This is a genomic window from Kitasatospora sp. MAP12-44 (assembly GCF_029892095.1).
Taxonomy (GTDB): Bacteria; Actinomycetota; Actinomycetes; order Streptomycetales; family Streptomycetaceae; genus Kitasatospora.
Genome location: NZ_JARZAE010000004.1, coordinates 7010089 through 7023402 on the forward strand (window position 1 = coordinate 7010089; position 13314 = coordinate 7023402).

Genomic DNA, 13314 nt, shown 5'->3' on the forward strand with positions numbered 1-13314 from the left:
TCCATGGACCTCACCACTGCGCCCGGCGACCTCTACGGCCGCCCGCGGCTGGACCGCTTCATGCGCGGTCTCACCGCCTTCGGCGACCACTACACCCCCGCGTTGGGCCGCCCGCTGCTGCGCCGCAACCCCCGCCGGCCCGAGCCGCTGGGCGGGCTGCCGCTCACCCTGGCGGTCACCGGGCACCGCCAGGTCGCCGAGGACGTGGTCGAACTGCGGCTGGCCGACCCGGCCGGCGGCCCGCTGCCCGCCTGGCAGCCTGGTGCGCACCTGCGCCTGACCCTGCCCTCCGGGCGCGAGCGGCACTACTCGCTCTGCGGCGACCCCGCCGACCGCGCCACCTACCGGATCGCCGTGCGCCGGCTCGCCGAGGGCGGCGGCGGCTCCGTCGAGATCCACGACGAACTGCACGTCGGCGCCCGGCTCACCGTGCGGCGCCCGCGCAACGGCTTCCCGTTCTGCGGCGAGCCGAAGCTGCTGCTGCTGGCCGGCGGGATCGGCATCACCCCGTTGCTGCCGATCGCCCGCGAGGCCCAGCGGCGCGGCCTGGACTGGCAGCTGCGCTACGCCGGGCGCAGCGAGGCGAGCATGCCGTTCGTCGAGGAGCTGCGCGCACTGGCCCCCGAGCGGGTCAGCCTGCTGGTCAGCGAAGTGCCCACCGGTGCCCAGCTGTTGGAACGTGCCAGGCCGGGCAGTGCCGTGTACTGCTGCGGCCCGGCCCCGATGCTCGCCGCGGTCCAGCGGGCGATGGACGCCTCGCCCGCCACCGCCCTGCACTTCGAGCGCTTCGCCGCCGCGCCGATCACCGACGGGAAGCCGTTCACCGTCCAACTCGGTGCGGACGGGCCCACCTTGGACGTCCCGGCGGACCGCTCGGCGCTGGACGTGCTGCGCGCGGCCCGCCCCGACCTGCCGTACTCCTGCCACCAGGGCTTCTGCGGCACCTGCCGCGTGCAGCTGCTGGCCGGCACCCCCGAACACCGCGACCGCCGGCTGACCGCCGAGGAGCGGGCGGACGGCGCCCTGCTGCCCTGCGTCTCCCGGGCCGCCGAAGGCGACCATCTCGTCCTGGACCTGTGAGGAGTGGACCTGTGAGGAGTGCTTCCGTGCCGACGATTCCGACGTTTCCGTTCAGTACCCAGGATCTCGACCGCTTCCGCGAAGTCCAGCAACTCGCCTACCGCTGCGCCGAGACGGTCGCCGCCTGGATCGAACCGGGGGTGACCGAGCGGCAGGCCACCGCCAAGCTGCGGCACTGCCTGGTGGCCGAGGGGGTGCAGGACTTCTTCCACATCCCGTTCGCCTGGTTCGGCGACCGGACGGCGTTCCGGCACTTCCACACCCCGCTGCAGTTCTTCGCCGGCGGCCGGGTGCTGCGCGAGGGCATGCCGTACGTGCTGGACTGCGCGCCGGTGGTGGACGGCTACACCGCCGACATCGGCTACGGCGGCAAGGTCGGCGACAACCCGGTCTGGGACCGGCTGGCGCTGGACCTCCAGGTCTACCGGGAGCTGATCCTGCGCGAGGTGCGCGCCCGCAAGCCGCTGAGCGAGGTCTACGCGGCCGTGGACGCGCAGATCGCCGCGCACGGCTACGACAACCGCCACCAGGTCTACCCCGGGCGGGTGATCGGCCACCAGGTGACCCGCACGGTCAGCCGCGGGCCGGCCGGGGTCAACCTGCTGGGCTTCGGCGTACGCACCCTGCAGACGCTCGGCCGGGAGCTCATCAGCGAGCGCCTGCACGGGCGTTCACCGCTCTGGGCGGACGGCCGGTCCTCCCGCCACGCGCCCACCCCGGGCCTGTGGGCGGTCGAGCCGCACATCGGTTTCCGTGAGGTCGGCATCAAGTTCGAGGAGCTGCTGGTGGTCACCGACGACGACGCCTACTGGCTCGACGACGACCTGCCGCACGTGCGGCGCTGGAACACCCTTGCGGAGGCAGCCCGATGACCCAGCACGCCACGCCCCAGCACGCCACCCGCCGCCGGACCGTGCACTCGGCGGGCCTCGCCCTGGCCGTCTTCGAGCAGGGCGACCCGGCCGCGCCGACCGTGCTGCTGGTGCACGGCTACCCCGACACCCACCGGGTCTGGGACGACGTCGCCGCCGACCTGGCCGCCGACCACCACGTGGTGCGCTACGACGTGCGCGGCGCGGGGGAGTCGGGGGTGCCGGCCCGGCGCGAGGACTACCGCCTGGAGCTGCTGGCGGCCGACCTCTTCGCGGTGGCCGACGCCGTCAGCCCGGACCGCCCGGTGCACGTGGTCGCCCACGACTGGGGCTCGCTGCAGTCCTGGGAGGCCGTCACCGAGCCCGGCTCCGAGCGGCGACTGGCCTCCTACACCACGATGTCCGGGCCGTGCCTGGACCACATGGGCTTCTGGATCCGCCACCGGCTGCGCCGGCCGACCCCGCGCCACCTGCGCCAACTCCTGGTCCAGGGCGCACACTCCTGGTACATCACCGCCTTCCACCTGCCCTTCCTGGCGCCGGCGACCTGGCGCTTCGGGCTGGCCCGGGCCTGGCCTCGGGTGCTGCGCGACCTGGAGGCGGTCACCCCACGCCCGGACCATCCGCAGCAGACGCTCCGTCAGGATGCGGTGCGGGGAATCGAGTTGTACCGCGCCAATATGCGGCCGCGACTGCGCGAGCCGCGCGAGCGGCCCACCCGGGTGCCGGTGCAGCTGATCACGCTGACCCGGGACCGCTACGTCAGCGGCTTCCTCTCCGAGGGGCTGGAGCGCTGGGTGCCGCGACTCACCAGGCGCGAGGTGCGGGCCACCCACTGGTCCGCGTTGCTGGAGAAGGGAACCGTAGTGGCCGGGATGGTAAGGGAGTTCGCCGAGCAGATCGAGTCCGGCGGTGAACCGGCTCGCCAGGAAGGGCAGTTGGTGGTCGTCACCGGTGGCGGCAGCGGCATCGGCCGGGCCACCGCGCTGGCCTTCGCCGAGCAGGGCGCCCGGGTGGTGGTCTGCGACCTCGACCTCACCGCCGCCCAGCGCACCGCCGAACTCGCCTCGCTGCTGGGCCCGGTGGCCACCGCCTACCAGGTCGACGTGAGCGACGGCCCGGCGATGGACGCGTTCGCCGGGATCGTGGCGGCCGCGCACGGGGTGCCGGACGTCCTGGTGAACAACGCCGGGATCGGCCACTCGGGGACCTTCCTGCAGACCACCGAGAAGGAGTGGCAGCGGGTCCTGGACGTCAACCTCTGGGGGGTGATCCACGGTTGCCGGGCGTTCGGCACGCTGATGGCCGAGCGCGGCGAGGGCGGGCACATCGTCAACCTGGCCTCGGCGGCGGCCTATCTGCCCTCCAAGATGCTGGCCGCCTACGCCACCAGCAAGGCCGCCGTGCTGATGCTCTCCGACTGCCTGCGCGCCGAACTGGCCCCGACCGGGATCGGGGTGAGCGCGATCTGCCCCGGCATCGTCAACACCAACATCACCCGGACCTCCACCTTCTCCGGCCTGTCGGCCGCCGAGCAGGCCGCCAAGCAGGCGCGGGCCTCCAAGCTCTACGCCCGCCGGGGGTTCCCGCCGGAGAAGGTCGCCGCCGAGATCGTCCGCGCGGTGCGCACCCGTCAGGCGGTCGTCCCGGTCACCTTCGAGGCCAAGGCGGCCCGGCTGCTCGGCCGGATCTCACCCGGCCTGCTCCGGCTGGCCGCCCGCCTCGACCTGGGCTGAGTCGGCCGAGTATTTCGCTATCCTCAAATAATGCTCAAGTATTCGCCGTGGTGATGTTGTTGGGAATCGGCGGGGTTACGGAATTCGAATATTCGGGTTATCTTTCCTGGCGTTGCAATGCCGTCACGCAGGAAGGTCAGCAGAAGGCCATGACCACCGATATCGACTCCAGTTCCGTCCACGAAGCGGCCCCCGGTGGGCAGTTGCAGGCTGGACTGAAGAACCGTCATCTCTCGATGATCGCCATCGGCGGCGTGATCGGTGCCGGACTCTTCGTCGGCTCGGGTGCCGGAATCGCGGCCACCGGACCGGGGATCCTGCTCTCCTACGCGCTGGCCGGGGTGCTGGTCGTGATGGTGATGCGGATGCTCGGCGAGATGGCCGCGGCGGACCCGCAGAGCGGCTCGTTCTCCGCGTACGCGGACCGCGCGCTCGGGCGGTGGGCGGGGTTCACCATCGGCTGGCTGTACTGGTTCTTCTGGGTCGTGGTGCTGGCGGTGGAGGCGACCGCGGGGGCGAAGATCCTCAACGGGTGGCTCCCGGGCGTCCCGCAGTGGGCGTTCGCACTGCTCGTGATGGCGGTGCTGACCGCCACCAACCTCTTCTCGGTCGCCTCCTACGGGGAGTTCGAGTTCTGGTTCGCGGGCATCAAGGTGGTGGCGATCGCCGCCTTCATCGTGGTCGGCGTGCTGGCGGTGTTCGGGTTGCTGCCCGGCACCCACGCGGTCGGGACCACCAACCTGACCGGCCACGGCGGTTTCCTGCCGCACGGCGTCGGCGCGGTGTTCCACGGCATGCTGACGGTGGTCTTCGCGTTCATGGGCAGCGAGATCGTCACGCTGGCCGCCGGTGAGTCGGCCGACCCGCAGAAGGCGGTCAGGGGGGCCACCAACAGCGTGATCTGGCGCATCGGCATCTTCTACCTGGGGTCCATCGCCATCGTGGTGACGCTGCTGCCGTGGAACTCCGCCAAGCTGCTGGGCAGCCCGTACGTCGCGGTCCTGGAGCACGTCGGGATCCCCGGCGCGGCGCAGGTGATGAACGTGATCGTCCTGACGGCCGTGCTGTCCTGCCTCAACTCGGGCCTCTACACGGCCTCCCGGATGGCCTTCTCACTGGGGCAGCGCGGGGATGCGCCGAAGGCGTTCGCGACGGTCAGCGCGCGCGGGGTGCCGCGCACGGCGATCCTCTCCTCGGTGGTCTTCGGCTTCCTGGCGGTCTTCTTCAACTACACCTCGCCGGGCACGGTCTTCCAGTTCCTGCTGAACTCCTCCGGCGCGGTGGCGCTCTTCGTCTGGCTGGTGATCTGCTTCTCGCAGCTGCGGATGCGGAAGATCATCGAGCGCGAGTCGCCGGAGCGGCTGACCGTGCGGATGTGGCTCTACCCGTACCTCACCTGGGCGACCATCGGGCTGATCGGCTTCGTGGTCGGCTACATGTTCACCGACCACGACGGACGGATCCAGATGGTCCTCTCACTGGTGGCCGCCGCCGTGGTGCTGGCGGCCGCGGCGATCGTCGACCGCCGGCGCAAGGCCGCCGCGCTCGGGTAGCACGCGACCGGGCTAGGGCCGATCGAAGCCGGGCTAGGGTCGATCGAAGCGGCCCCAGGCCGGTCCGGCGGGGCGCGGCGGCGGCGCCACGGCATCCAGCAGTCCGATGGTGATGTCCAACGCCTCGGGGGTGGTGTTGAGTTCGTAGTGCAGCCGCTCCGCCGGCAGGCCGTCGCGCTGGAACCGCTCGACCATGCTGACCACCATGTCGTCGGGGCCGCTGACGAAGACCTCGTGCTCGCCCCAGTGGCCCTGCGCCGGCACCACCTCGGGCAGCCGGCCCTGCACACCGGAGTAGCCGATCTCGTCGGAGACCACCGTGACCATCAGCAGACGCGGGAAGACGGCGGCGAGTTGGCGCAGCGACTGCAGGTCGTAGAGGTCGGCCTCGTGCCGGACGCCGACGAACAGGTGCAGGGTCAATGGGCGGTTGCGCGCGATCATGTCCTCGACCAGCGCCTTGATCGGCGCCAGGCCCGTCCCGCCGGCCACGCAGAGCACCCGCCGGGCCGGCCGGTCCGGCAGCACCATCGTGCCGCGCCCGGGACCGAGCCGCACGACGTCGCCGACCTGGGTGTGGTGGACCAGCGCGTTGCTCACCCAGCCGGCCTGCACCGCCTTGACGTGCAGTGTCAGCAGGCCGTCCCGGCGCGGGGCGTTGGCGATCGAGTACGGCCGCCAGACCCGGGGCCAGCGGGCGGTCTCCACCGTGGTGTACTGCCCGGCGCGGTAGGGGAAGGGCGCGTCCGGGCGCAGCGTCAGGACGGCGCGGTCGGGCGTGCGCAGCTCGTGCCCGACCACCTCGGCCAGCCAGCTGGCGGGGGTCAGGCCGGCCTCCTCCTCGGCCGCGCCGCTCATCGCGTCGGCTATCTGCCCGTACGCCTGCGCCCAGGCGCGCTCGTACTCCTCGGTCCAGGCCTCCCCGGCGAACTTGCGCAGGCTGGCCAGCAGGGCCGAGCCGACCGCGTCGTAATGGGCGCTCTGCACACCGTACTTGCGGTGGTCGCGGCCCAACTGGCGCAGGAAGGTGGTGAGCTCCTCGGGCCGGTCGAGCATCCGGACCGCACCCGCCAGGGCCTGGAAGAGCCGGTCGCGCTGGCTGTCCATCGCGGGCGGGAAGAAGGCGCGGACCTCGGGGTTGTGCAGGAAGAGGGTCGCGTAGAAGTGCGCGGTCAGCTTGTCCCCGGAGTCCCGCAGCAGGGCGAAGCTCTCACGGATCAGGGTCAGGTCGTCAGTCATGTGGTGGCGATTCGTCAGAGCCCTTGGCGGCTGATGTCCTTGGCGCCGAGAAAAGGTCGCCGCCCTTGCGTCTTGCACTGTCCGTCCCGTCGGTGTCGGGGCTTACTGTCAAGGCAGGACCATGTCAAGAGCATGACAAGATCTCCCCCAAGAATGCACAACTACCGTCCCGGGAAACCATGTTCGAGCGCTCCTGGCACCATACACGTAGAGCGATCGCGGCGTCACTCGCCCTTGGCGGTTGTGACGTGTGGGTCGTGTGGTGCTGCCGCGTCCAGCTCTCGCCAGGCGGTCCGGGTGTGCAGCGCGTCCGAGTGTGCAGCGCCCGGGCCCGATCCGGTCGACCCCAACCGGATCGGGCCCAGGGCTTACGTCGGAGAGCTGGTGAGCCCGGGGGAGCCCACCAGTTCTCCGGCGGCGGCAGTCGACTCACGCACGGTCGGTGCCGCCGGGTTCCCGGGCGGACGGCGTGTCCGGGGAGACCGCCAATCCGTCCGGAGTTCTTGGGTCAGTGCGCCGGCGGCTGGCCGCTCCAGGCCATCGCCGGCCGCACCGAGGTGGGCGACTGCTCGCCCTGGCCCGGTCTGTCGCGGGTGGGTGTCGGGTCGGCCGAGGCGCTGGTCGTGGGCTTGGCGGTGGGACGACCGTCGCCGCCGTTCTTCCCGTGCGCCGAGTCGCCGTCGCTCGGACGGCCGCCGTTGCCCTGCGCGTTGCCACCGCCCCTGGGATCCGCGCTGCCCGAAGCGCTGCCCGAAGCACCGTCCGAGGCGCCATCCGAAGCACCGCCGTCGGCGCCGAGCAGCTTCGCGCAGTACGCCCGGACCTTCCCCGCGCCGCCCGCCTCGTGCGGCAGCGGCGCGAACTCGGGGTCCGCGGTGGGCTGCCCGGCGCCGGCCCAGGCCCGGCAGAGCGCGGCCGGGCCGGTCGGCGCCGTCCCGTCGTCCGGCTGTCCGGTGCTTCGCCCGTGCCCGTCGGGGCTCGGGCGGCCGGAGCCGGGGTGCTGCCCATAGGGGCTGATCGACGCGAGCGGCGAGGGGTGGGCCACCGGTGTGCCGGCCGGCGAACCCCCGAAGGCCACCGGCAGGTTCCCGGTCCCGGCCGCCACCGCGACGCCGCCGAGGGCCGTCGCGGTGAGCGCGGCCGCAGCGATCTTCGCGCTGAGGAACCGCGCAGGTGCGCAGTCGGCCATCGATCGTCTCCGGGGCTGGGAGGGAGCAGGAGCAGGGCTGGGCGCGAGCCGAGCGGCCTCCCGGAACGCGGCCAGAGCGGCCTGCTCCCCGACCAGTTCGCGCGGCGTGCCAGGTGCGGCAGCGGCGGCGAGCAGCTCGGAGAGGGCGCCCGGACCGCCCTGTCTGCCGTCCGTGGCACCGCTGAGCAGCTGCTCGGCGGCGGCGCGGTCGATCCGACCGGGTCGGTTGGTGCTCATCTCATGTCCTTCAGCGTCGTCGCACCGGTTTGTGTCACACCTTCGGGAGAACTTTTTTTCGCAGTTCCCACGGGGGTCCGCGGCGTGGGCAGTGCGCCGGCGGACTCGACCAGTGCGGCCAGCTTGCGCAGGCCCCGGTGCGCGGCCATCCGGACGCTTCCGGCGCGCTTGCCCAGGACCCGGGCGGCGCTCTCGGCGTCGAGCTGCAGGACGACGCGCAGCAGCACCGCCTCGGCCTGGTCCTTGGGCAGGCCGGCGATCAGCGCCAGCGCCTGCTCGGTACCGGCGGCGGCCAGTACGGCACCCTCGGTGTCGTCCCGGGCCGGGAGTTCGCTGAGGTACTCCACCGGCAGGTCCGCCACGGGTCTGCGGCGCTTGGCACGCAGGTGGTCCATCGCCCGGTTGCGCGCGATGGTGGCGGCCCAGCCGCGGAAGCCGTCCGCGTCGCCGTGGAAGGTGTGCAGGTCGCGGGCGATCTGCAGCCAGGCCTCGGAGGCGATGTCCTCGGCGTCCGCGCCGTCCCCGCCGAGCAGCACCCGCAGGTAGCGCAGCAGCGGCGGCTGGACGGCACGGAAGAGCTGCCGGAAGCCCTCCTCATCGCCTCCCTGCGCGGCGCGGACGGCCTCGGAGAGGTCGGGTATCAGCGGCGGTGGCGGGTCGGCGCCGCCATCGGCGCCGAACTGGTCTGCTTCTAGCACTGCGCCATCATCGGCCATCGGTCCGTGACGGCTCGACCGCAGGGGTGCCCCTACACCCCGCTACACCCCGCTACACCCCGCACGATCGCGTCTCCTCACCTCGGCTGAGCTCCGGGACCACCTTGCAGGGGGGCCAACTCCCGGCTGAGCCTGAGGACGTTGTCGATGACCTGGAGGTCGGTGCTACCGCGGAAGGCGGGGACCGGCCGGGCCTCGGGCCCGATGAGCAGGCCGGTCCGCCCGTCGAGCGAGGCATCCGTGGCGGCGAAGACGGACGGCCGGGCGGCAACGGCTGCCGGGCCGGCGGTGGAGCGTTCGAAGGTCCGGCGGACCAGCGGCCACAGCAGGCGCAGTGCCGGGGAGACGATCTTCGGCGAGGTCATGGTGCCGTTGGTCATGTCGGTCGCGGCGCCGCCGGGGTCGGCTGCGAAGACGGTGACGCCGGTGCCGTGCAGGCGCTCGGCCAGGTGCAGGGTATAGGCGAGGTTGGCGAGCTTGGCGCGGCCGTACCAGTGGAAGCCGTAGTAGCCGCCCGGTGGTTCCACGGCGTCGAAGGTGCGCTTGGCGACCTTGATCGCGCCAGAGGTGACGTTGACGATCCGGCCCGGCCTACCTGCTTGGAGCTGGTCGAGCAGCAGCTCGGTCAGCAGGTAGGGCGAGAGGTGGTTGACGGCGAACGACGCCTCGATGCCGTCGACGGTCTGCTGCCGCTGAGCGAACATCGCGCCGACGTTGTTGACCAGCACGTCCAGCGGACCCTCCGCCGCCAGGTGCGCGGCCAGCGCACGTACCTGGTCGAGCGCTGCGAGGTCGGCAGCCACGAATCGCGGTGCGGGCCCGGTTGCGACTGCCGCGATCTGCTGGACGGCGCTCGCGCCGCGCTCGGCGCTGCGGCCGACCACGGTGACGGCGAACCCGTGCTCAGCGAGTCCCTTCGCGGTCTCCAGGCCGATACCCCCGGTGCCCGCTGTCACCACTGCCCGTTGGCTCATTGCTCTGCCCCTTCGCCGATGGCGGATTATTCGGATAGCTATCCGCTTCTGTGTGGGCATGCTACTACAAACGGATACCTATCCGGTTAACGAGGAATGGGTCGGCCCGGCGGGTTTCCCGGCACCGGCCGGTTGGGATGCCGCGGGCGTGCTGCGGTCAGCGAGGAGGGCGCAGACCCTCGAGAAGGGTGCTGAGGTAGAGCTCCCGGCGCACCGGGTCGCTGTCCCCGGAGCGCACGGCATGCTCGACGCCGCAGAGCAGGCGGCGCACGTCATCCGCCTCGATGCCGCTCCGGATGGTGCCGGTCTGGCGGGCGCGGCCCAGCAGATCGGCGACGGCTTGGTCGAGCTCGGCCTTCATTTCCGAGGTCTGCGCGTCGGCATCGCCCCTGGACTCCAGTACGGCCGCAAAGCCGGGCTCGTCCAGCGCGCGGTCAAGCGCGAAGCGCAGGAGGCGGTGCAGGCCCGCGAGCGCGTCCTCGGTGGCGGCCGCCGCCTGCGCCTCTGCGACCAACTCCCGGAAGCGTTCCGCCGAGAGCGCCTCGATCAGCGCATGGCGGTTGGGGAAGTGCCGATACACGGTCCCCACGCCGACACCGGCGAGCCGGGCGATGGCGTTCAGCTGCAACGAGCGGTCGCCGGCGGCCAACTGCGCGCGGGCGACCTGCAAGACCCGGGCGCGGTTGCGCGCGGCATCCGCCCGCAGCGTTGTCCCCTGCCCCGTTCTCGGTGTCACGGCCCCAGCATAAGCGGCCGCCCGCAGCCCGAGAGCTACGGCCGCCCGAGGCGTGCGGCCGGGTGACCCGTCAGGCCGCCGCGTGCTGCTGGGCGTGCGAGTCGTCGGCGCGCTCCAGGTCGTGGTGGATCGGGCCGTGGCCGGCCGAGAGCGGCAGGCAGCCGCCGCCGCGGCGGTGCGCGACGATCTCCGCGGCCACCGCGACGGCGGTCTCCTCGGGCGTACGGGCACCGAGGTCCAGGCCGATCGGCGAGCGCAGCCGGGCGATCTCGGCGTCGGTGAGGCCGACCTCGCGCAGCCGCGCGTTGCGGTCCAGGTGGGTGCGGCGCGAGCCCATCGCGCCGACGAAGCCGACCGGCAGGCGCAGCGCGCGCTCCAGCAGCGGGATGTCGAACTTGGCGTCGTGGGTGAGCACGCAGAGTACGGTCCGGCCGTCGATCGCGCCGAGCTGGGAGTCCAGGTAGCGGTGCGGCCAGTCGACCACCACCTCGTCGGCGTCCGGGAATCGGCGCTCGGTGGCGAAGACCGGCCGGGCGTCGCAGACCGTCACGCGGTAGCCGAGGAACTTGCCGATCCGCACCACCGCGGCGGCGAAGTCGATGGCGCCGAAGACCAGCATCCGCGGCGCGGGGACGTAGGACTCGACGAAGAAGGTCAGAGTGCCCTGGTCCGTCGGGTCGCACGGGCGCCCGTCCAGAGCGAGGGTGAGCTTGCCGGTCTTCCCGGCGTCCAGCATGGCCCGCGCCTCGGCGACGGCGGAGCGCTCCAGGGCGCCGGTCGTCGAGGGGGCCGGCGAGAGCGAGCCGTGGTGGGTGTCGGCGGTGACGGCCACCGTCGCGCCGAGCAGGGCCGCCGGGCCCTCGATCACCCGGGCCAGTGCCACCGGCGTGCCGGAGGCGATGTAGACGATGCCCGCGTCGAGCGCCGCGTCGGCGCCCGGCACGATCGGCTGGACGAACACGTCGAGGATGCCGCCGCAGGTCAGACCCACCGCGAAGGCGTCCTCGTCGCTGTACCCGAAGCGTTCCAGGACCGGCTCCCCGGAGGCGATCGCCTCCCGGCACAGCTCGTACACGGCCCCTTCCACGCACCCGCCGGAGACGCTGCCGATCGCCTCGCCGTCGGCATCCACCGCCAGCGCCGCCCCGGGGTCGCGCGGCGCGCTGCCCGAGACGCCCACCACCGTCGCCACCGCGAACGAGCGCCCGGCGGCGTGCCAGACCTGCAACTGCTCGGCGATGTCCTGCATGTCCGTGGCTCCTAACGCGGTGTTGGTGGTGATCAAGGAAGCGGATCAATGGCGGGAGCCGCTGTGCGGGACCGGTGGCCCCGCACAGCGGCGGTACTGCTGACTGCTAGTGCACTCCCAGCCACTCCTTGACGGGGGTGAGCGCGAAGTACACGACGAACACGGCGGTCAGGATCCACATCAGCGGACCGGGCTCGCGCCACTTGCCCTTACCGGCCTTGATCACAACGTAGGTGATCACACCGGCGGCGACACCCGCCGTGATGCTGTAGGTGAACGGCATCAGCACGGCGGTCAGGAAGGCCGGGATGGCGACCTCGCGGTCGCTCCAGTCGATGTGGCGCGCCTGGCTCATCATCATCGAGCCGATGACGACCAGCGCGGCGGAGGCGACCTCGACCGGCACGACGCCGGCCAGCGGGGAGAAGAAGAGCATCAGGGCGAACAGGCCACCGGTGACCACCGAGGCGAGGCCGGTGCGCGCACCGTCACCGACGCCGGTGGCGGACTCGACGAAGACTGTCTGGCCGGAGGCCCCGGAGAAGCCGCCGATCACACCGCCGGTGCCGTCGATCAGCAGGGCCTTGCTGAGCCCGGGCATCCGGCCCTGCTTGTCGGCCAGGCCGGCCTCGGTGCCGACGCCGATGATGGTGGCCATCGCGTCGAAGAAGCCGGCCAGCACCAGGGTGAAGACGGCGACCGAGGCGCTGATCGCGCCCATGCCCTTGCCGCTGAACGCACCGAAGATGTCGACGTGGCCGAAGAGGCCGAAGTTCGGAGCGGCGACGGGGTTGCCGGGCCACTTCGGGACGGAGCTGGTCCAGGCGGTCGCGGGCAGCTTGGCCACGGCCTGGACGATGAAGGCGAGGACCGTGCCGCCGACGATGCCGATCAGGATCGCCCCGCGGGTGTTGCGGGCGAGCAGCACGAAGATGCTCAGCAGGGTCACGCAGAAGATCAGGACGGGCCAGCCGGTGAGGGTGCCGGCGGGGCCGAGCGAGACGGGCGGCCCGTACGGGTCCGGGCCGTGGTGCACAAAGCCGGCCTTGACCAGGCCGATCATCGAGATGAAGAGGCCGATGCCGATGGTGATCGCGTGCTTGAGCGGCAGGGGTATGCCGTTCATGATCTTCTCGCGCAGGCCGGAGACGACCAGCAGCACGATCAGCAGACCGTAGATGATGCACAGGCCGAACGCCTGTGCCCAGGTGGTGTGCGGGACCACGATCGCGGAGACCGCACCGGAGACGCTCAGCCCCGCGGCGGCGGCGAGCGGCACGTTGCCGACCACGCCGAGCAGGATGGTGGTGACCGCCGCGGCCAGCGCGGTGGCGGTGGTCAGCTGACCGGTGTTCAGGTGGAAGCCGGTCTTGTCGGCGCCGCCGAGCAGGATCGGGTTGAGCAGCAGGATGTAGGCCATCGCCATGAAGGTGGTGAGGCCGCCACGCATTTCATTGCCGAAGGTCGAGCCTCTGGCGGAAATCTTGAAGTACGCATCGAGCGCGTTCTTCGGTGGGGTTTCCGAGGGCGGCGTGGGGGTGCCGGCCTGGGCGGGGATCTCTTCAGTGGTGCCTGGCTCCGTGGGGATCCGGGACATGTCCACTCCCAAGGTTCAAAGGGGATTGGGGTGGGCGAGCCGACCATGGCGTCAAGGCAGACGGCGTGGGGGACTTGCTCGGCTCACGAGGTGCACTCTGTAGTGCCTGCGGTGCGGGGTGGAGCGCACCGCTGCA

At 72.1% G+C, this 13314-nt stretch carries 12 protein-coding genes; 4 read left to right on the top strand and 8 right to left on the bottom strand.

Annotated features, from left to right (window positions below; genetic code table 11):
- Nucleotides 1-3: 3 nt before the first annotated feature.
- Genes P3T34_RS31975 through P3T34_RS31985 form a run of 3 tightly spaced genes read left to right on the top strand, consistent with a single transcriptional unit; the run spans nucleotide 4 to nucleotide 3688 of the window.
- Entirely contained in the window at nucleotides 4-1080 is a 1077-nt protein-coding gene (locus P3T34_RS31975; RefSeq protein WP_280669523.1) for a PDR/VanB family oxidoreductase, read from the top strand.
- A gap of 26 nt (nucleotides 1081-1106) precedes the next feature.
- Nucleotides 1107-1952, top strand: coding sequence for a M24 family metallopeptidase (locus P3T34_RS31980; RefSeq protein WP_280669524.1), 846 nt, complete (start codon nucleotides 1107-1109; stop codon nucleotides 1950-1952).
- Nucleotides 1949-3688: an SDR family oxidoreductase gene (locus P3T34_RS31985; RefSeq protein WP_280669525.1), complete on the top strand. Its 1740-nt coding sequence runs from the start codon at nucleotides 1949-1951 to the stop codon at nucleotides 3686-3688. Before P3T34_RS31980 ends, P3T34_RS31985 begins: the two co-directional genes overlap by 4 nt.
- A gap of 23 nt (nucleotides 3689-3711) precedes the next feature.
- Here the strand turns inward: P3T34_RS31985 and P3T34_RS31990 are convergent, their stop codons facing one another.
- Nucleotides 3712-3918 carry a hypothetical protein gene (locus tag P3T34_RS31990; RefSeq protein ID WP_280672681.1) on the bottom strand — a complete coding sequence of 69 codons (207 nt, stop codon included), beginning with the start codon at nucleotides 3916-3918 and terminating at the stop codon, nucleotides 3712-3714.
- Between P3T34_RS31990 and P3T34_RS31995 the strand changes: the two genes are divergently transcribed.
- A complete protein-coding gene (locus P3T34_RS31995) occupies nucleotides 3838-5241 on the top strand; it encodes an amino acid permease (RefSeq protein ID WP_280669526.1) in 1404 nt (467 codons plus the stop codon). The genes P3T34_RS31990 and P3T34_RS31995 overlap by 81 nt on opposite strands.
- A gap of 33 nt (nucleotides 5242-5274) precedes the next feature.
- On the opposite strand, the gene P3T34_RS32000 is transcribed toward P3T34_RS31995, so the two are convergent.
- From P3T34_RS32000 to P3T34_RS32030, 7 genes are all read right to left on the bottom strand, one after another.
- Nucleotides 5275-6480 (bottom strand): globin domain-containing protein, encoded by a 1206-nt coding sequence (locus P3T34_RS32000; RefSeq protein WP_280669527.1) that lies wholly within the window; start codon nucleotides 6478-6480, stop codon nucleotides 5275-5277.
- Between the two features lie 508 nt (nucleotides 6481-6988).
- Entirely contained in the window at nucleotides 6989-7906 is a 918-nt protein-coding gene (locus tag P3T34_RS32005; RefSeq protein ID WP_280669528.1) for a hypothetical protein, read from the bottom strand.
- A complete protein-coding gene (locus P3T34_RS32010; protein WP_280672517.1) occupies nucleotides 7903-8550 on the bottom strand; it encodes an RNA polymerase sigma factor in 648 nt (215 codons plus the stop codon). Before P3T34_RS32010 ends, P3T34_RS32005 begins: the two co-directional genes overlap by 4 nt.
- 149 nt (nucleotides 8551-8699) lie before the next feature.
- On the bottom strand, nucleotides 8700-9596 hold the full coding sequence (locus P3T34_RS32015) for an SDR family NAD(P)-dependent oxidoreductase (RefSeq protein WP_280669529.1): 897 nt from the start codon (nucleotides 9594-9596) through the stop codon (nucleotides 8700-8702).
- A gap of 157 nt (nucleotides 9597-9753) precedes the next feature.
- A complete protein-coding gene (locus P3T34_RS32020; protein WP_280669530.1) occupies nucleotides 9754-10332 on the bottom strand; it encodes a helix-turn-helix domain-containing protein in 579 nt (192 codons plus the stop codon).
- A gap of 70 nt (nucleotides 10333-10402) precedes the next feature.
- Nucleotides 10403-11581 (bottom strand): XdhC family protein, encoded by a 1179-nt coding sequence (locus P3T34_RS32025; RefSeq protein ID WP_280669531.1) that lies wholly within the window; start codon nucleotides 11579-11581, stop codon nucleotides 10403-10405.
- Nucleotides 11582-11687: 106 nt separating this feature from the next.
- A complete protein-coding gene (locus P3T34_RS32030) occupies nucleotides 11688-13178 on the bottom strand; it encodes an NCS2 family permease (RefSeq protein WP_280669532.1) in 1491 nt (496 codons plus the stop codon).
- Nucleotides 13179-13314 lie beyond the last annotated feature (136 nt).

Coding starts and splice junctions, on each gene's coding strand:
- P3T34_RS31975 (WP_280669523.1), top strand. CDS start 4: ATGGACCTCACCACTGCGCCCGGCGACCTCTACGGCCGCCCGCGGCTG.
- P3T34_RS31985 (WP_280669525.1), top strand. CDS start 1,949: ATGACCCAGCACGCCACGCCCCAGCACGCCACCCGCCGCCGGACCGTG.
- P3T34_RS31995 (WP_280669526.1), top strand. CDS start 3,838: ATGACCACCGATATCGACTCCAGTTCCGTCCACGAAGCGGCCCCCGGT.
- P3T34_RS31990 (WP_280672681.1), bottom strand. CDS start 3,918: ATGACGGTTCTTCAGTCCAGCCTGCAACTGCCCACCGGGGGCCGCTTC.
- P3T34_RS32000 (WP_280669527.1), bottom strand. CDS start 6,480: ATGACTGACGACCTGACCCTGATCCGTGAGAGCTTCGCCCTGCTGCGG.
- P3T34_RS32005 (WP_280669528.1), bottom strand. CDS start 7,906: ATGAGCACCAACCGACCCGGTCGGATCGACCGCGCCGCCGCCGAGCAG.
- P3T34_RS32015 (WP_280669529.1), bottom strand. CDS start 9,596: ATGAGCCAACGGGCAGTGGTGACAGCGGGCACCGGGGGTATCGGCCTG.
- P3T34_RS32025 (WP_280669531.1), bottom strand. CDS start 11,581: ATGCAGGACATCGCCGAGCAGTTGCAGGTCTGGCACGCCGCCGGGCGC.
- P3T34_RS32030 (WP_280669532.1), bottom strand. CDS start 13,178: ATGTCCCGGATCCCCACGGAGCCAGGCACCACTGAAGAGATCCCCGCC.